The sequence below is a fragment of the Hymenobacter siberiensis genome (assembly GCF_018967845.1).
GTDB classification, from domain to species: domain Bacteria; phylum Bacteroidota; class Bacteroidia; order Cytophagales; family Hymenobacteraceae; genus Hymenobacter; species Hymenobacter siberiensis.
The window spans coordinates 1822183-1840161 of record NZ_JAHLZZ010000001.1; the positions used below are offsets into that span (position 1 = coordinate 1822183).

Sequence of the window (17979 nt, forward strand, 5' to 3'; positions counted from 1 at the left end):
TCAGCAACTCTGCCCGCCTGGTATGCGTTGAAATCCCGTAATCCCTCCCATCAACTTTAACCTCCTGAATTATGAAATCCCTGCGTGTAGTATTCGCTTTGTTTTTAATGCTGTTCGTGCTGGCCGGCACCAGTGCGCAGGCCCAGACGCCCAAAAAAGGTTGGAGTAATAAGGCCAAAGGCGCGGCCATTGGCGGCGGTGCGGGTGCCGTGACGGGTGCCGTGATTGGCGGCGGTAAAGGGGCCATTATTGGCGGGGTAGCCGGCGTGATTGGCGGCGGCCTGATTGGCCGCAACAAAGACAAGAAAAAAGACCCGGCCCGCTACAACGCTTACCACAAAAAGAAGTAATTCGGCCGCGCTACGCCGATAGGCTATCGCGCTTATAAAAGGCCCTGCCACCCGGCAGGGCCTTTTTTGTGGTTGAACGAGCCGGCTAATGAGTTGGGAGGGCCAAAAGGCGCGCTGGCCCCGAGGAGTTTGGCAAGGTGGTTGCAAATGGCGTACTTGCCGGCCTGTTCGCACACCGCGATTTTTGCTGGTATTTTTTATCCAAACCTTTTTTTAACATGAAATTTCTTCGTTCATCCATTGCGTTTCTGTTCGCCCTGCTGCTGCTGGTAAACAATTTTGCGCAAGCCCAGACCTCTACCGTTTCGACTGCCAAGCCGAAGGGCATGAGCAAAACCCTCAAAGGCGGCCTCATTGGTGGCCTGGGTGGTGCCGTAGTTGGTGGCGTGGCCGGCCGCCTGATTGGCGGTAAGTCGGGCACGGCCAAAGGGGCCATCATTGGGGCTGTAGTAGGTGGTACGGCGGGTGCCCTCATCGGCCGCAAAATGGATAAGGCGGCCGCCGAGCTGCGCCGCGACCTGGAAGGCGCAACTGTAGAGCGCGTGGGCGAAGGCATCAAAATTACCTTTGCATCGGGCATCCTGTTCGGCACCAACTCGTCGAACCTGACCCCGGAAGCTGCCGGCAACATCGACCAGCTGGCCACCACCCTCAAGAAGTATGCTGATACCAGCGTGGTGGTGGAAGGCCACACCGATAGCTCGGGCTCAGATGCCATCAACCAGCCCCTGTCGGAGCGTCGGGCCCAGGCCGTGTCGAACGAGATTCAGGGCCAGGGCGTAGACTCGGGCCGCATCACGGCCACCGGCTACGGCGCTACCCAGCCCGTGGGCGACAACGCTACCGCCGCCGGCAAATCGGCCAACCGCCGCGTAGAAGTAGCCATCTTCGCCAACGACAAGATGCAGAAGGCCGCCAAAAAAGGCCAGCTGTAATTGTCAGAACCGCGGATTTATCGGATGACACGGATTGGTCGGATTTTGTAGCTGACCAAAAACGTAAGCCGAACCGTAGTGAGATTGAAAAAAGCCGCCTACCCGGGCGGCTTTTTTGCGTTTGATGAAAATCGTCCACGAAATCCGACCAATCCGTGCCATCCGATAAATCCGCGGTTCTGACTTCTTCGCCGGCCGAGAAAGCCTTGGCCGACCACCAGATACTCGACCATTTCTACGGCCATCTGCTGCCCGAGCCGCGCCGCACACCTATGCGTGAGCTCATTTCCACCGTGCTATCGCACCGCACCACTCACGCCGATGAAGAGCTAGCCTACGACCGCATGCTGGAAGCTTTTGGCGACTGGACCGGGGTGGAGGCTGCCCCACGGCCGACCTGGCCCACGCCATCCGCACCACGCGCTGGCCCGATACCCAGGCCCCGCGCATTCAGGAAATTCTGCGTCGCATCCGGGCCGAAACGGGCGGGGCGTTCGACCTGGACTTTCTGGCCGACTGGCCCACGGAACGCGGCCTGGCCTGGCTCACGGATATGCTCGGTATCGGCCTGAAAACGGCTTCGCTGCTACTGCTCTTCAATTATCATAAGTCGGTGCTGCCCGTCGATACGCACGTGCACCGGGTAGCGCAGCGGGTGGGGTTTTTGGGCCCCAAGGTATCGGTCGAGAAGGCGCACAGCGTGCTGCTGGCCCTGCTCCCCAATGATGCCGAAACACTGTTTAACTTCCACAAGCACAACTACTGGCACGGGCAGCAAATCTGCTTTTTCCTGAAGCCGAATTGCGCCCGCTGCCCACTGAAAGGGTTTTGCAATTACTATGAAGAGCATTTTGGCGAAGCCACGGCCGAGGCGCTGGCGGCCACGCCAACGCAGTGGGATGCCGCCGCCTGGGGCAAGCTGCCGCATTGACCTAGCTGTTAGCTTTTAGCTGTTAGCTTCGTTGTGGCGCTTGGAGGAGGCCGGAACATAAAAAGCTGATAGCTAAAAGCTAATGGCTAACAGCTAAAAATATGCGTCTCGTTAAGCACCCCGTCCTTTGCAATTACTACGTCACTTACCGCTGCAATGCGAAGTGCGCGTTTTGCGATATCTGGGAGAAGCCCTCGCCCTACATCACTCTGGAGGATGTGGACCGCAACCTGCGCGACCTCAAGCGGCTGGGCGTTTCGGTGATTGACTTCACCGGCGGTGAGCCGCTGTTGCACCGGCAGCTGCCCGAGTTTCTGGGACTGGCGCGGGAGCTGGGCTTCATCACTACCGTCACGACCAACGGCCTGCTTTACCCCAAAAACGCCGAAAAGCTGCGCGGTAAGGTCGATATGCTGCATTTCTCGCTCGACTCGGCCGACCGCGACACTCACGACCTGGGCCGGGGCGTGGCCTGCTACGATTTCGTGCTCGAAAGCATTCGCGTAGCCAAAGAGCTGGGCGAGCGGCCGGATATCCTCTTCACCGTATTCCGCAAAAACCTGGCGGATTTGGAGGCCGTGTACCGCGACATTACCCAGCCCAACGGCCTCGTGCTCATCCTCAATCCCGCCTTCGAATACGGCGACGTGGAAACCGGTGAGCAGCTCACTCCCGAGGAGCTGGACTATCTCTCGGCCTTCGGCAAGCGCAAGGGCGTGTACCTGAACGAAGCCTTCATCGAGTTGCGGCGCGATGGCGGCAACCACATTGCCGCGCCCGTGTGCCGGGCCGCCAGCACCACGCTGGTTATCTCGCCCAGCAACGAGCTGGTGCTGCCCTGCTACCACCTCGGCGAACAGAAATTCCCCATCGACGGCAAGCTGTTCGACCTCTACAACGCGCCCGAAACCCAGCGCCTGGCTGCCCTTGAAGGCCGCCTGCCCGCCTGCGAGGGCTGCACTATCAACTGCTATATGCAGCCCAGCTTCGCGGTCGAAACCAGTAAATATTTCTGGCAGGCGCTGCCGAGTACGCTGAAGTATAACTGGGAGAAGGGGACGTGGAAACGGCTGCTTGTGAGGTAAGCTTTAGCTTGCCGTCTCATTGCCGATACGGCAAGCTAAAGCTTACCTCACAACTCATGCCCGCTCTAATTCTCCCTGTTCACGGCATCTCGCCCACCATTCCCGCCGACTGCTTCGTTGCCGATAACGCCACCATCATCGGCGATGTCGTCCTTGGCTCAAAATGCACCGTCTGGTTCACGGCCGTGATTCGCGGCGACGTGCACCGCATCCGCATCGGTGACGAAACTAATATCCAGGATGGGGCCGTGCTGCACTGCACCTACCAGCAGGCCCCGCTCAACATCGGCAGCCGCGTTAGTATCGGGCATCGGGCGATGGTGCACGGCTGCACCGTGGAGGACGACGTGCTCATCGGCATGGGAGCCATCGTGATGGACCACGCCGTGGTGGGCACCGGCTGCATCGTCGCGGCCGGGGCCGTGGTACTCGAAAATTTCGTGTGCGAGCCCGGTTTTCTGTACGCGGGAGTGCCCGCCAAAAAGATTAAGCCCGTGACGGAGAAGCAGCGCGAGGGGCTGAAGCGCACGGCTGCTAATTACCAGACTTATGCCAGCTGGTTGGAGAATTAAAAATGAAGAATTAAGAATGGTCCTCCTGCATCGTCAGGAGGACCATTCTTAATTCCCTTTACACCTCGTCGCTTAGCTCGCCGCGCGGGGCCTCGCGCTCGGCGTGGGTGGTCACGCGGAGTTGCACCAGCTCCACGGCGCGGCGCGAGCGTTGCAGCACGCGGAACTCGTAGGGGTCGAGCACGGCCACGTCGCCCACTTCCGGGATGCTGCCGTAGATGACGTTGAGCAGGCCGCCCACGGTTTCGTAGTCTTCGCCCTCGGGTAGGGGGAAGGGGAGGTACTCGTTGGCGTCGGAGATGGGGGTGGCGGGGTTTACGCGGTACTCGTCTTCGGCCACTTTTTCCACCACGGGCACCTCGTTGTCGTATTCGTCCTGGATTTCGCCCACCAGCTCCTCCATAATGTCTTCGATGGTGACAATGCCGGACACGCCGCCGAACTCGTCGCTCACAATGGCCATCACAATGTGCTTGCGCTGAAACTGGCGCAGCAGGCGGTTGATTTTCTTGGTTTCGGGCACAAAGTAGGGCGGGCGCATGATGCGGGCCAAATCCACGGCCTCGCCGCGCCGGATGATGGGCAGCAGGTCCTTCACGTTGAGCACCCCCACGATGTTGTCGATATTGCCCTCGAACACCGGCATGCGCGAAAAGCCTTCGCTGAATACCAGGTCTAGAATGGTTTCTTCGGGCGCATTCACCTCCAAGGCCGAAAGCTTGGTGCGGGGCACCATAATCTGCTTCACCATGCGGTCGTTGAACTGAAAAACATTTTCAATCAGCTCATGCTCAGAGTCTTGGATTTCGCCGCTCTCTTTGCCCTGGTCGATGAGCAGGCGTAGCTCTTCGGCCGTATGAATCTCGGCCCCGTGCGTCGATTTCACCCCAAACATGCCCAGCAGGCCGTTAGAAAGCACGTTCAGCAGCCAGATGGCCGGGAAGGTAATGATGTAGAAGAAGCGCAGCGGTGCGGCAATAACCAGCGTGGTGGCCTCGGGCTTCTGAATGGCCAGCACCTTGGGAGCCTGCTCGCCAATAACGATGTGCAGCACCGTGATGGTAGCAAACGACGCGAACAGGGCAATGGTGTGCACGGTTTCGGGTGCGATTACCAGCCCGAGCTTGTGAATAATGGCCAGCAGCACCTCCGCCACCACACTTTCGCCAATCCAGCCCAGCCCCAGCGATGCCAGCGTGATGCCCAGCTGGGTGGCCGAGAGGTAGGCATCTAGGTTGTGGAGCATGGTCTTGGTGAGCTGCGCCAAGCGGTTGCCCTCCTGTGCTCGCAGGTCAATCTGCGAAAGTCGAACCTTGACCAGCGCAAACTCGGCGGCCACAAAAAATCCGTTTACCAAGACCAGTAAAACGGTGAAAAGTATTTTTAAACCCATGTCGGCGGCCCCGCGACGCGGTCGGTCTGGAAGCCTTTGTAGGCCAAAAGTACGCAGTTTGGCGCAGGTGGTTGGCTTGCTGAACTTTTAACTCATCGGTTTGTCATTCAACGAGGCTTAATTTTGTGCTCTGAAGTAGGTGTAAGCTATGGCCGGGTGAAGCGACTACCCGTGGCCTCCAACCGGGGTAATTGCAACGAGAGCGGCTCTTTGCCGGTTAGAAAGAAGCCAGGCGTGGCCAACCACAACGCGTCATTCAAATACAATGAAGAATTTTCGGATATTAACTGCAGCGCTGTTTTGGCTGGCCCTGATGGGCCCCGCCGCCGCTCAGATTCTCACGCCTACCCACCTAAGCACCGCCCTGAGCAAGCCCACCGCCAAAGTAGGCGAGGAGGTCGAATTAATTATCAACGCCCGCATCGACGACAAGTGGCACCTCTACGCCTCCGATTTCAGCGATGAAGTCGGCCCCGTGGTGTTCACGCTCAAATTCAAGCCCAGCCCGGCCTATGCGCTGGTGGGCAAGCTCCAGGCCATCAAGTCGCACCACGAGCAGGACGAGATTTTCAAGGGCGAAGTCGCCTTCTGGGAAAAAACCGGCCAGATGCGCCAGCGTATCAAAATACTGCAGCCCGGCGCGCTCAGCATCGTGGCCGATGCCGACTACCAAAGTTGCACCACCGTGGACGGCAAATGCGTGCCCGGCAGCGAAACCCTGAAATTCGGCCCGCTTACTGCCATCGGCGCGGCTGCTCCGGCTAAAGCCACCGGGGCCATGCCGCCCGCTGCCATGCCCACCACAGCGGCGGTAGCGGCTGCCCCAACTGCTGCCGCCCCCGCCGCTGTGCAGGCGGCCGACCCTGCCGGTGATACGGCTGCCCAGGCAGCCACTGCGGCAGTTGTGCCCGCCCCAGCCACCAGCGCCACCCCCGAAGCCACGGCCGCGCCCGCGCCCGCCGTGGCCAGCGTAGCCCTCGCCGCCGACCCCGTGAACAAAGCCGGCGGCCTGTGGGCCTTCGCGCTGCTGGCCTTCACCTTTGGCCTGGCCGCGTTGGTTACGCCCTGCGTGTTCCCGATGGTACCAATGACGGTTTCGCTTTTCACCAGCGGCAACGACAGCCGCCAGCGCGGTATTTTCAAGGCGCTGGTGTACGGGGCCAGCATCATTGGTATTTATGTGCTGATGGGCGTGCTCGTATCGGTGCTGTTGGGCGAAGACGGCCCTAATCTCATTGCCACGCACTGGATTCCAAACCTGATTTTCTTCATCGTTTTTGTAGTGTTTGGCCTGTCGTTTCTGGGCTTGTTTGAAATTACGCTGCCCCACCAGATTGTGAATTCGGTGGATGCGCAGGCTGATAAAGGCGGCTGGGCCGGCATCTTCTTCATGGCTCTTACGCTGGTGGTGGTGTCATTTTCGTGCACCGCGCCCATTGTGGGCAGCATTCTGAGTATGGCCGCGCGCGGCGAGCGCATCACGCCTATTGTGGGCATGCTGGGCTTCTCGCTGGCGTTTGCGCTGCCGTTCACGCTGTTTGCCATCTTCCCTTCGTGGCTGAAAAGCCTGCCCCGCTCGGGTGGCTGGCTAAACACGGTGAAGGTGGTGCTGGGCTTCATTGAGCTGATGCTGGCCCTGAAATTCCTGAGCACCGCCGACCTGGCCTACCACTGGCACCTGCTCAACCGCGACGTGTACATCGTGCTCTGGATTGTGCTTTCGGCGCTGCTGGGTTTCTACCTACTAGGCAAGTTCCGCCTCTCGCATGACTCGCCCCTCGACCACCTCAGCGTGGGCCGCCTGCTGATGGCCGTGCTGGCCTTCGCCTTCACCGTGTACTTGGTGCCGGGCCTGTTTGGGGCGCCGCTGCCGCTGCTGGCCGGCTACCTGCCGCCCCAGAGCAAGCACGACTTCTCCCTGGCCACGGCCGAGGGTGGGGCCGCGCCCGCCATGGCAACCAGCACTGCCGGGGCCGCCGCCCGCGAAACGCCCCGCTTCGGCGAGTTCCTGGAGCTGCCTCACAACCTCGACGGCTATTTCGACTTGGAGCAGGCCAAGCGCGTGGCTCGGTTGCAGCACAAACCCATTTTTATCGATTTCACCGGCCATGCCTGTGTGAACTGCCGCAAGATGGAAGCTACGGTGTGGAGCGACCCGCAGGTGCTCACCCAACTCCGCAACGATTACGTGGTGGTGGCGCTGTACGTGGACGATAAAACCGAGCTGCCCCAGAAGGAGTGGTACACCTCCACCCACGATAACCAAATTAAAACCACCCTCGGCAAGCAAAACGCCGACCTCCAGATAACGCGCTACGGCATCAATGCCCAGCCGTACTATGTGATTCTCGATGCCGACGATGCAACCAGCCAGCCCCTGGTAACGCCTATTGCCTATGAGCCCGACGTAGCGCAATTCAGCGCTTTCCTGCAAGCCGGCTCGAAGCAGTACCGTACGCAGCGGGTCCCGGTAGCGGCCCGCTAAAAATCAGTTGAGCAATTCCGTGGCGGTAGCACACACAATCCCCGGACGAGTTAAAGCACGAAGAGGCGGCCCCCACCCAGAGGCCGCCTCTTACAAATGTGAGGTGCGCACCCACCCAGATGCGCAGCCCCGTTTTCCCCTCTTCTCCTCCGTATCCAACCACGGCCGTAACAAAAGGAAGTTTCCTTTTATGAAGAACTTAGCGAATGGCATGGTCGAGGTATCGGCCTTGTTTCAAGCACTAGTACGTTCTTACTTAGCACCGTGGCCTTCTGCCTAGGATTATGACAAATGTAAGATGTATGGTTAGATGATGCAAATAATTCTTTCATCTAACTCGAGCTTTGCAATAAATTTAATTTTAAGCGTTTAATTCAACACTCTCTCCAACTCCTTTCCGCAAAAAATGGCCAGAAATTACGAACTTGATGACACCGACCGGAACATCCTGAACTTACTGATTCAGGATGCCAAAATGCCGTACACCGAAATTGCCCGCAAAGTCAATGTTTCGGGCGGCACGGTCCACGTGCGAATGGCCCGGCTGGAAGAGCTGGGAATTGTACAGGGCGCTACCCTGCGCATTGATTACCAAAAGCTAGGCTACGGCGTGAGCGCCTTTCTGGGTATTTATCTGCTGAAAAGCTCGGTGTATACCAGCGTGGTGCAGCAGCTCCGTGAAATACCGGAGGTTGTGAGCATTCACTTCACCACCGGCGCCTACGGGGTTTTTGCCCGTTTGGTGTGCCGCGATACCCAGCATCTGCGCGATGTGCTCCACGACCGCATTCAGCCGATTGACGGTATTGAGCGCACCGAAACCCTTATTTCGCTGGAAGAAGTAGTGAACCGACCCACGCAACTGACGTAGCTGCACCGGCTGAGATTGAGCAGCAGCAGCAGCAGCCAGGATATGCGGCATTGGCCAGGCTTGGATAGCCTTGGTCGGTGCCGCATATCTGCTTTTTAATCCCTGCGTGCGTGCAGCTTGCCGCCGCAAGCACGCGACGTGCCCGCGCCGCTGTAATTTTGTGCCGTGCCCACGACTCCTGCCCCGCCCGCCACGCTACTCATTCAAACCGCCTTCATCGGCGACGTTATTCTGATGACGGCGCTGCTGGAATATCTGCATCAGTCCGAGCCCGCCACGCCCGTCGATGTGCTGGTGCGCCGCGGCAACGAGGGCCTGCTGGCCGGCCATCCGCACGTCCGCAACGTGCTGATTTGGAATAAGAAATACCGCAAATACGCCGCGTTGTGGGACTTGCTGGGCCAGATTCGGGCGGCGCACTACGGCCGCGTCGTGACCCTGCAGCGCTTTGCCAGCACGGGCTTTCTCACGGCGTTTTCCAAAGCCCGGGAGCGTATCGGGTTCGCTAAAAACCCGTTGAGCCGGTTTTTCACGCGCCGCGTGCCCCACCAAATTGGCGACGGCACCCATGAGGTGACGCGCAACCTGCGGTTGGTTATAGTTAAAAGTGAAGAGTTAAAAATTAAAAGCGAAAAAGTAGCCGGTAAATCCGCAGAGGTTTTAACTTCTAACTCTTCACTTTTAACTCTCTACCCGCCCCGGCTCTATCCCTCGGCCGCCGATGAAGCGGCCATTGCCCCGTATGCCATGGCCGGCCCCTACATCTGCCTGGCCCCGACCTCGGTGTGGTTCACCAAGCAATACCCCGAGGAGAAGTGGCTGGAGCTGCTGGCCGCCCTGCCCCAGGGCGTGCGGGTGTACCTGCTGGGCGGCCCGCCCGACGTGGCCGCCTGCGAGCGCCTGGCCGCCGCCAGCAGCCGCGCCAACGTGACCAGCATTGCCGGCAAAATCGGCCTGCTCGCCTCCGCCGCCCTCATGCGCGGGGCGATGATGAATTATGTGAACGACTCGGCTCCGATGCACCTGTGCTCGGCTGTGGGCGCACCCGTGACGGCCGTTTTTTGCAGCACAGTGCCAGCGTTCGGGTTCGGGCCGCTGAGCCCCGTTTCGTTCATCGTCGAAACCCAGGAGGCGCTGGCCTGCCGGCCGTGCGGCCTGCACGGCCACGCGGTCTGCCCGTTGGGGCACTTTCGCTGCGCCTACGGCATTGAGGTGGGGCAACTACTGGCTACGCTGCCGGTTATATCATCCGAAAGCCGGCTGTTATCCTGAGCTTGCGTGACTGCCCAGCCGTACCTTTGCCCTACTTATGCTCGATTATCACATTCACGAATATCCTAACGGTATCCGCCTCTTACACAAGCAGGTACTGCATACTAAAATAGCGCATTGCGGGTTTTTACTCGATATCGGCTCGCGTGATGAGGCCCCGCACCAGCAGGGCCTGGCCCACTTTTGGGAGCACATGGCCTTTAAGGGTACCGAAAAGCGCAAGTCGTTCCACATCCTCAACCGCCTCGAAACCGTGGGCGGCGAGCTGAACGCCTACACCACCAAAGAGAAAATCTGCTTCTACGCTGCGCTGCTCAGCACGCACTTCGAGCGGGCGTTTGAGCTGCTGACCGACCTCACGTTCAATTCCATCTTTCCGGGCCGCGAGGTGGAGAAGGAGCGGGGCGTGATTCTGGAGGAGATGAGCATGTACCAGGACGCCCCGGAAGATGCCATCATCGACGATTTTGATACCGTCGTATTCGGCGACCACCCGCTGGGCGTGAACATTCTGGGCACCCGCGAGAGCGTGAGCCGCTTCCAGACGGCCGATTTCTACGCCTTTTTGCAGGAGCAGCTGCGGACCGACCGGCTGGTATTCAGCTCGGTGAGCAACCTGCCGTTTGAGGCGGTGAAAAAACTGGCCGATAAATTCTTGGCCCCGCTGCCGGCCCGGCTGGGCCCGCGCACCCGCCGCCCCGTGGGCAGCTACGAGCGCAAGTCGCAGACCGAAACCCGGCCCATCTCGCAGGCGCATTGCCTGCTGGGCGGCCCGGCGTATTCGCTGAACGACGCCCGCCGCATCCCGTTCTTCATGCTGAACAACATCCTCGGCGGCCCGGGTATGAACTCGCGCCTCAACCTGGCCGTGCGCGAGAAATACGGCCTCGTGTACACCATCGACAGCACGTATTCGCCCTACACCGACACCGGCCTGTTCGGTATCTACTTTGGCACCGAGGGCAAGCAGGTGAAGCGCACGCTGGGCCTGGTGCAGAAGGAGCTAAAATTGCTGCGCGAAAAATCGCTGACCACCAACCAGCTGCACATCGCCAAGCACCAGCTCATGGGCCAGCTCGCCATGAGCGAGGAAAGCAACGGCGGCCTGATGCAGCTCCTCGGCAAAAGCACGTTGGACCTGGGCCGCGTGGAGCCGCTGAGCGAGATTTTTGGTAAAATCGAGCAGATTTCGGCCGCTGAGCTGCAGGAAATGGCCAATGAAGTGCTGACCGAGGAGCACCTTAGCGTGCTGCAATACGTGCCGGAAGGGAAGTAATGGCTGCCGCCGGTTTTTGGCCACGTAGGCACCTACCGGCCGGGCGACACCTTTCACAACCGCATCGAGCTGGCTTTTAGTGGTGTGCACCGGCCGCGCCGGGCGGGCGTGTGCGGCACCCGGGCGTTGGTGGCCGAAAGCATCGTGCTGGCCGGGCAGTATGAGGACGACGAATTTGGTGAGCCCGAAATCCGCTACTCCGGCAACGGCGGGCGCGACCCCAAAACCGGCCGGCAGGTGACCGGCCAGCTGGCGGTTGGCACCAATCTGGCCCTGCTCAAAAGCCAGGAAACCGGCCGGCCCGTGCGCGTGCCCGGCAAGGTGCCAGGCGAGTACGGGCCGGATGTTTATCGCTACGAGGGGCTGTGCCGGGTGGTAGAGGCGCGCTTTGGGCCGGGGAAATCGGGGTACAACGTTTTGTCTTTCGCCTCCGGCCGTTTTTGTAGTTAAAATTTCTCACCGAGGTACGCGGAGGTCGTCTCCGCGTACCTCGGCGTTTTCCTCCGCGAACCTCAGCGAGAAACCCGAATAGCCCATGACCACCGACCGCTACGCCGAACTCCACACCGCGCCCGAGCCGCCGCTCCTCGCCCAGCTCACCCGCGAAACCCACCTGCAGCTCCTGATGCCGCGCATGAGCAGCGGGCACGTACAGGGCCGTATGCTCAGCCTGCTCAGCCACCTGGCGCGCCCGCGCCGCATTCTCGAAATTGGCACGTTTTGCGGGTATGCCACGCTGTGTTTAGGTGAGGGGCTGGCAGCTAACGGCCTGCTGCACACCATTGAAATTGACCCGGAGAAGGAAGCCCGCATCCGGCGCTACGTGGCAGCGGCCGGCCTCACGGAGCAGGTGCGGCTGCACATTGGCGCGGCGCTCGACGTTTTGGCCGGCCTGGTCGATGAAGTGTGGGATTTGGTCTTTATTGATGCCGACAAGCGGAATAATGACGCTTATTTTGAAGCAGTGATTGACCAGGTGCGGCCCGGCGGGCTGCTCATCGTTGATAATGTGCTGTGGGGTGGCAAGGTGCTGCCCACGCACGCGTTGAAAGCCGGCGACAAGGACACGGCCCTGGTGCGGGCTTTCAACGACAAGATGGCCCGGGACCCACGGGTGGAGCCGGTGTTTCTGCCCCTGCGCGACGGCTTGCTGCTGCTGCGTAGGAAGTAGCCGCCGCCCGCGTTGACCCACCAGGCCAACTCTCAGCCGCAGAATACCGAATACCGTCAGACACCGCTACCCTGTTTTAACCAAGTATATGCGGCATTTTGCGGTCTTGTTTTTCCTGCTGATTGGCTTACAGGCGGCCCGGGCCCAGGCCCCCACCACAGTGAGTGGGCGCGTGACGGACGGCAAGGACCAGTCGGCCCTCATCGGGGCCAACGTGCTGCTGATTCACCTGCCCGACTCGGCCAAGAGCGGCGCGGCGGCCGATGCCGAGGGCCGGTTTCAGTTTGATAACGTGGCCGCCGGGCGCTACGTGGTCGATGCTTCTTTTGTGGGCTACCAGAAAACCCGGCAGGCCGTGACCGTGGCCGGCGCGCCCGTGCAGCTGGGCATGCTGGCCCTGCAAGCCGGCGGCGTGCAGCTGAAGGGCGTGGTGGTGACGGGCGCCGCCGCCCAATCGGTGCAGAAGGGTGACACCACCCAGTTCAACGCCCGCGCCTTCAAAACCAACCCCGATGCCACCACCGGCGACCTCATCGATAAGCTGCCTGGCGTGAGCCGCGGCACCGACGGCAAGGTGCAGGCTCAGGGCGAAAACGTGCAGCAGGTACTGGTGGACGGCAAGCCGTTTTTCGGCAACGACCCCGACGCGGTGCTCAAAAACCTGCCCGCCGAAATGGTGGACAAGGTGGAGGTATTTGACCAGCGCAGCGAGCAGAGCCGCTTTTCAGGCTTTGATGACGGCAACACAACCAAGACCATCAACATCGTGACCAAGGTGGAATTTCGCAACGGCACCTTTGGGCGGGTGGTGGCCGGCGCGGGGCCGGACCGCTACAAGGCCAGCGGCAACGTAAACAAGTTCAAGGGTAACGAGCGGATGTCGGTGCTGGCCCAGAGCAACAACGTGAACGAGCAGAACTTCGGCACCGAAGACCTGCTTGGCGTGGTGGGCAACTCGAACCAGGGCGGCGGCGGGCGTGGCGGCCGGGGCAGTGGGGGAGGCAGCGGCGGCAACGGTGGCAACGCCGGCGACTTCCTGGTGAACCAGAGCGGCGGTATTACCAAAACCAACGCCGTGGGCCTGAACTACTCGAATTCCTGGAACAAGAAAACCGACCTCGCGGCCAGCTACTTCTTTAATCGGGCTGATAATACGCTGAACAGCAATGTTAACCGGCAATATGTGCTGCCGGTCGGTACCACCTATACCCAGAACGCCACCACCAGCAGCCTCAACACCAACCAGCGCTTCAACCTGCGGCTGGAGCACAAGATTGACTCGGCCAACTCCATCCTGTTTCGCCCGCGCTTCAGCTACCAGCTGAACGATGCCAACAGCACCGTGGACGGCCTCACGCGCCGCGCCGACACCACGCAAAGCAAAATAAACAGCCACTACGGCTCCAACAACAAGGGCCTGAACACGGGCGGCGACCTGCTGCTGCGCCACCGTTTTGCCAAGGCCGGCCGCACCGCCAGCCTCAGCATCGGGGGCACCTATACGCAGCGCAACAGCAATACCACGCTGCAAACCATCGACACCGGCTCGCGCCTCAACAACCTCAACCAGGCCAGTGACCTTACGCAGCACGGTGGCAGCATCAACGCCAACCTCGCGCTCACCGAAGCCCTCACCAAAAAGGACGTGTTGCAGGGCAACTACGCCATCAGCTATGCGCCCAACAACTCCAGCAAATACACCTACGACGTGCTCACCGGCGACACCCGCCAGCAGAACGATGGCCTGAGCAACGTGTTCCAGAACTATTATCTGACACAGTCGGGCGGGCTCACCTACCGGCACATCACGCCCAGGTACCAGGCTAGTTTCGGGCTGGCCGGGCAGTATTCGGAGCTGTACAGTGATGCGCAGTTTCCGCGCCCCAGCATTGGGCGCTACTACTTCGTGAATGTGCTACCGACGGCCAACTTCAACTACAAATTCACACGGCAGAAGAACCTGCGCCTGTTCTACCGCACCAATACCAACGCCCCCAGCGTGAGCCAGCTGCAGGCGGTGGTGAATAACTCTAACCCCTTGCAGCTCACCATCGGCAACCCCACGCTGCGCCAGGAATTTCAGCACTCGCTCAACATCCGCTACTCGGTCTCTAACCCCGAAGTGTCGAGCAACTTCTTCGCGCTGCTATCGGGGGCTTATACCCAGAACCCGATTTCGAACCGCACCATCGTGGCCGCCCGCGACACTATTGTGACGCCCGAAGGCTCGCCCGCCGTGCGCCTGCCCGCCGGTGGCCAGCTCATTCAGCCCATCAACCTCAGCCAGCAGTACACGGTGCGCTCGCTGGTGAGCTACGGCCGGCCCATCAAGGCCATTAAAACCAACGTGAACCTGAGCGCCAATGCCGGCTACACCCAAACCCCCGGCTTGGTAAACGGCGGCCTGAACTACGCCCGCGTGCCCACCTTTGGGGCCGGCCTCACGCTGAGCTCCAACATCAGCGCCAACCTCGATTTCACGGCCTCCACCACCTCGAACCAGAATTACGTCATCAATACCCTGCAAACGCGGCTCAATACCAATTACTTCTCGCAGGTGACGCGCTTCCGGCTGAACTGGATTGTGGGCCCCGGCATCAATATTGCCACCGATGTGCTGCACCAGGCTTACTCGGGCCTCTCGGCGGGCTACAACCAGCAATATATCCTCTGGAATGCCAGTCTGGGCAAGAAGGTATTTCCCGGTCAGCGCGGCGAAATCCGGCTGTACGCCTTCGATTTGCTGGGCCAGAACCGCTCCATCCAGCGCAACGTGACCGATGCCTACTACGAGGACGTGCAAACCACCATTCTCCAGCGCTACTTCATGCTGATGTTTACCTACAACATCCGCAGCGGCAACGTGATAGCCCCCACGCCGAGCGAAGGCGGCGGGCGCGGCGGCGGGCGCGGCGGCTGGCGTGGCGAAGGGCGTGGCTTCAGCCGTCCGGACGGTGGCGGCGACCGGCCCGGTGGGGGCGGGGGCCCGCCGCCCGGCGGTGGCCCGCAGTAAGGGCCGGATTTTCCGGAGCGAAAGCAATAAAATGCCCGTCATGCTGAGCGCAGTCGACCCATCTTTACCACGATAGTAGCTACTTACTTCCTCGGTAAAGATGGGTCGACTGCGCTCAGCATGATGTTTCTCTGTCTCATGAGCGTCCCGCTGTTTGCGCAAAAATCAGGTTCTTTGTAACTTCCGGGTCGAAAGCTGCTGCGGTAGCTGCTGCCGGCCCGGGGTTATTTATGCGAAATTCGATTCTGCTGCTGGGGATTTTACTAACGCTGACGGGCGCATTGGCCGCCCAGTCGCTGGCCCCGCGCCCGCACCCCGACGTGCCCGCCGCCATGGACGTGGCCGGCATTCACCTCGTGCTCAGCGAAGAAGCCCAGCGCCTGGTGCAGCAAAAGGCCGACGGCCTGTGCCGCCACCAGCCCTCTTTCCAGGCGCGGGTTGATTTGGCCGATGCCTCATTTCCCATCATCGACCGGGTGCTGAAGGAAGAAGGCGTGCCGCTCGATTTCCGCTATCTGGCCCTTCAGGAAAGCGCCCTGCTGGGCAATGCGCGCAGCAACCACGAGGCCGTGGGCTACTGGCAGCTCAAGCAGGAAACTGCCACCGGCTTGGGCCTCAGCGTGAACGATGCCGTGGATGAGCGCCAGCACCTCACCACCAGCACCCGCGCCGCCGCCCGCTACCTCACCCGCAGCAACGCCAGCCTGCACAACTGGATGAACGCCCTGCTGAGCTACTACACCGGCCTGGGCGGCGTGAAACCCTACACCTTGCCCACCGACGCGGACGCCACCGAAATGGCCATCACCGAGGCCACTTCGCCCTACGTGCTGATGTTTCTGGCCCAAAAAATCGCCTTCGAGCCATCCTGCGGCCTCAACCCCCGGCCGAAGCTGCTGCTCCAGGAGTTCCCCGCCGTGGCCGGCCAAACGCTTTATGCCCAGGCCCTCACGCTGCACGTCGACTCGGGCGCGCTGACCATCCACAACCACTGGCTGCTGGCCGCCACCGTGCCTGCCGATAAAGCCTACACGCTCATCGTGCCGGTGGGCGACGTGACCCAGGCCGCCGGCATTGTGGCCAACCAGCGCCTCCAAAGCCGGGGCCAGCTCCTGAATGCCCCCACCGTGGCCGCCAACACCGCCGAGGTGCGCCTCAACAAGCTGCGCGCGCTCATCGCCCTGCCCGGCGAAACCATGGCCGACCTGGCCCGGCGCGGCCACCAGCGCCTGGGCGAGTTCCTGAAACACAACGAGCTATCGGCCTTCGACCAGGTGGTAACGGGCCGGCCTTATTTCCTGGAGAAAAAGCGCGACGTGGCCGCCGTGCCATACCACGTCCTCTCGCCCGGCGAGCGCATTTTTGATGTGGCCCAGAAGTACGGCATCCGCCAGAAGGCCATTTACAGCAAAAACCGCATGGCCCGCGTCGAGGAGCTGCGGCCCGGCCGGGTGCTGTGGCTCCAGCACACCCGCCCCCGCGAAACCGCCATCGAATACCGCACCCTGCCCGAAGGCGCGGCCCTGGAGCGGCCCAGCGTAGCCACCACGGCCGCCGAAACGGAGACGGATATATTGGTCGACCAGGCCAACGAAGCCCTGGCCGCCCGCCGCACGGGGTCTCCTGGCGATGGCAAAGTGAAGGTCAAAATCAAAGTGAAAAATGAGTCCGGCAAAACCAAGCGCGTCACCATCGAAAGCACCGACGGCTGGGGAGAAGCGCTGGAAACGGCTACTACCGCTGCGGCGACGCTGCCAGCGGTAGCGCCCGCTTCGGTGGTAGCTGCTCCGGCCCCGGCGCGCCCGGCTCCGGCCCCCGCGCAGCCGTCGTTTGCTAAAAGAACCTACCTGCCGCCGCCCGCTGCCGCCCCGGCCCCCGCGCCCCTGGCCGATGAGCCGCGCCAGCCCGACTCGACCGTAGCGGCCCCCGTGGCCAGCCGCCCGGCGGTAGCGGCCCGGCCTGTGCCTGTAGCTGCGCCTGCCGCGCCCGTTTATTCACCAAAGCCAGCTCCGGCCGTAGTGGCCGCGCCGATTGCCGCTGCGCCCCGGCCCGAAGCTGCCCTGGTGCCCGCCGCTGTCGTGCCCGCGCCAAAGCCCGCCGCTGTTGTGGCCGTGCGCGCCATTCCCGGCGACGCAAGGCACCGCGTGGAAGCCCGCGAAACGGTGTATTCCGTGGGCCGCCTGTATAATATTGCTCCCGCTACGTTGATTGCCATCAATCAGCTGGCTCCGCCTTATGGCCTGGTTACGGGCCAGGTGCTAACGCTGAAAGATGCTGAGCAGCAGCCAGCTCCGGTGGCTAAAGCGGCACCTGTAAAAGCGCCCGCGCCAATGCCCGCTGCGCGTGCTGCCGGGCAAATAAACCCGGCGCTGTTGTACGTACCCAAAAAAGCGAATCTAACGGCGGTAGCTACCGCCGCGCCATCCGCGCCGGCTGCCGAAGCGGCTGTGCAGCACATCGTTGTGAAAGGCGAAACGCTGTATAGCATCGCCCGGCGCTACCAGGTAACCATCGCCGACCTGCAAGCTTGGAACAACAAGCCCGATGCCTCCGTGAAGCTGGGCGAAGTGCTGCGCGTGCAGGCTGCTACGAAATAAAAGAGCACGAAAAGGGGGTTGGCTTTCG

The 17979-nt window shown here is 61.2% G+C and carries 14 protein-coding genes; 13 read left to right on the forward strand and 1 reads right to left on the reverse strand.

Features of this window, described 5'->3' with window-relative positions; all coding sequences use genetic code 11:
- The first annotated feature begins 71 nt into the window (after window positions 1-71).
- The 5 genes from KQ661_RS07890 to KQ661_RS07910 all read left to right on the forward strand — a co-directional run bounded on the left by KQ661_RS07890 (window position 72) and on the right by KQ661_RS07910 (window position 3873).
- Window positions 72-350 carry a YMGG-like glycine zipper-containing protein gene (locus KQ661_RS07890; RefSeq protein WP_216680124.1) on the forward strand — a complete coding sequence of 93 codons (279 nt, stop codon included), beginning with the start codon at window positions 72-74 and terminating at the stop codon, window positions 348-350.
- A gap of 218 nt (window positions 351-568) precedes the next feature.
- Window positions 569-1285, forward strand: coding sequence for an OmpA family protein (locus KQ661_RS07895; RefSeq protein WP_216680125.1), 717 nt, complete (start codon window positions 569-571; stop codon window positions 1283-1285).
- A gap of 553 nt (window positions 1286-1838) precedes the next feature.
- A complete protein-coding gene (locus KQ661_RS22045; RefSeq protein ID WP_235726941.1) occupies window positions 1839-2216 on the forward strand; it encodes an endonuclease III domain-containing protein in 378 nt (125 codons plus the stop codon).
- A gap of 101 nt (window positions 2217-2317) precedes the next feature.
- Entirely contained in the window at window positions 2318-3301 is a 984-nt protein-coding gene (locus KQ661_RS07905; protein WP_168671952.1) for a radical SAM protein, read from the forward strand.
- Window positions 3302-3357: 56 nt separating this feature from the next.
- Complete coding sequence (locus KQ661_RS07910; protein WP_216680126.1) at window positions 3358-3873, forward strand: gamma carbonic anhydrase family protein; 516 nt, start codon at window positions 3358-3360, stop codon at window positions 3871-3873.
- A 58-nt stretch (window positions 3874-3931) separates the two neighbouring features.
- Here KQ661_RS07910 and KQ661_RS07915 read toward each other — a convergent pair whose 3' ends face one another.
- Window positions 3932-5266: a hemolysin family protein gene (locus KQ661_RS07915; RefSeq protein WP_216680127.1), complete on the reverse strand. Its 1335-nt coding sequence runs from the start codon at window positions 5264-5266 to the stop codon at window positions 3932-3934.
- Between the two features lie 265 nt (window positions 5267-5531).
- Between KQ661_RS07915 and KQ661_RS07920 the strand changes: the two genes are divergently transcribed.
- From KQ661_RS07920 to KQ661_RS07955, 8 genes are all read left to right on the forward strand, one after another.
- Window positions 5532-7751 carry a protein-disulfide reductase DsbD family protein gene (locus KQ661_RS07920; protein WP_216686096.1) on the forward strand — a complete coding sequence of 740 codons (2220 nt, stop codon included), beginning with the start codon at window positions 5532-5534 and terminating at the stop codon, window positions 7749-7751.
- Window positions 7752-8157: 406 nt separating this feature from the next.
- Window positions 8158-8622: an Lrp/AsnC ligand binding domain-containing protein gene (locus KQ661_RS07925; protein ID WP_168671949.1), complete on the forward strand. Its 465-nt coding sequence runs from the start codon at window positions 8158-8160 to the stop codon at window positions 8620-8622.
- Between the two features lie 165 nt (window positions 8623-8787).
- Window positions 8788-9894 (forward strand): glycosyltransferase family 9 protein, encoded by a 1107-nt coding sequence (locus KQ661_RS07930; protein ID WP_317196082.1) that lies wholly within the window; start codon window positions 8788-8790, stop codon window positions 9892-9894.
- 37 nt (window positions 9895-9931) lie between these two features.
- Entirely contained in the window at window positions 9932-11170 is a 1239-nt protein-coding gene (locus KQ661_RS07935; RefSeq protein WP_216680129.1) for a M16 family metallopeptidase, read from the forward strand.
- Window positions 11171-11173: 3 nt separating this feature from the next.
- Complete coding sequence (locus tag KQ661_RS07940; protein WP_216690634.1) at window positions 11174-11620, forward strand: YDG/SRA domain-containing protein; 447 nt, start codon at window positions 11174-11176, stop codon at window positions 11618-11620.
- An 85-nt stretch (window positions 11621-11705) separates the two neighbouring features.
- Window positions 11706-12341, forward strand: a complete 636-nt coding sequence (locus KQ661_RS07945) for an O-methyltransferase (protein WP_216680130.1) — start codon at window positions 11706-11708, stop codon at window positions 12339-12341.
- Between the two features lie 88 nt (window positions 12342-12429).
- Window positions 12430-15354 carry a TonB-dependent receptor gene (locus KQ661_RS07950; RefSeq protein ID WP_216686097.1) on the forward strand — a complete coding sequence of 975 codons (2925 nt, stop codon included), beginning with the start codon at window positions 12430-12432 and terminating at the stop codon, window positions 15352-15354.
- A gap of 230 nt (window positions 15355-15584) precedes the next feature.
- Window positions 15585-17951, forward strand: a complete 2367-nt coding sequence (locus KQ661_RS07955) for a LysM peptidoglycan-binding domain-containing protein (RefSeq protein ID WP_216686098.1) — start codon at window positions 15585-15587, stop codon at window positions 17949-17951.
- The last annotated feature ends 28 nt before the right edge of the window (window positions 17952-17979 follow it).

Coding starts and splice junctions, on each gene's coding strand:
- KQ661_RS07890 (WP_216680124.1), top strand. CDS start 72: ATGAAATCCCTGCGTGTAGTATTCGCTTTGTTTTTAATGCTGTTCGTG.
- KQ661_RS07895 (WP_216680125.1), top strand. CDS start 569: ATGAAATTTCTTCGTTCATCCATTGCGTTTCTGTTCGCCCTGCTGCTG.
- KQ661_RS22045 (WP_235726941.1), top strand. CDS start 1,839: ATGCTCGGTATCGGCCTGAAAACGGCTTCGCTGCTACTGCTCTTCAAT.
- KQ661_RS07905 (WP_168671952.1), top strand. CDS start 2,318: ATGCGTCTCGTTAAGCACCCCGTCCTTTGCAATTACTACGTCACTTAC.
- KQ661_RS07910 (WP_216680126.1), top strand. CDS start 3,358: ATGCCCGCTCTAATTCTCCCTGTTCACGGCATCTCGCCCACCATTCCC.
- KQ661_RS07915 (WP_216680127.1), bottom strand. CDS start 5,266: ATGGGTTTAAAAATACTTTTCACCGTTTTACTGGTCTTGGTAAACGGA.
- KQ661_RS07920 (WP_216686096.1), top strand. CDS start 5,532: ATGAAGAATTTTCGGATATTAACTGCAGCGCTGTTTTGGCTGGCCCTG.
- KQ661_RS07925 (WP_168671949.1), top strand. CDS start 8,158: ATGGCCAGAAATTACGAACTTGATGACACCGACCGGAACATCCTGAAC.
- KQ661_RS07935 (WP_216680129.1), top strand. CDS start 9,932: ATGCTCGATTATCACATTCACGAATATCCTAACGGTATCCGCCTCTTA.
- KQ661_RS07945 (WP_216680130.1), top strand. CDS start 11,706: ATGACCACCGACCGCTACGCCGAACTCCACACCGCGCCCGAGCCGCCG.
- KQ661_RS07950 (WP_216686097.1), top strand. CDS start 12,430: ATGCGGCATTTTGCGGTCTTGTTTTTCCTGCTGATTGGCTTACAGGCG.
- KQ661_RS07955 (WP_216686098.1), top strand. CDS start 15,585: ATGCGAAATTCGATTCTGCTGCTGGGGATTTTACTAACGCTGACGGGC.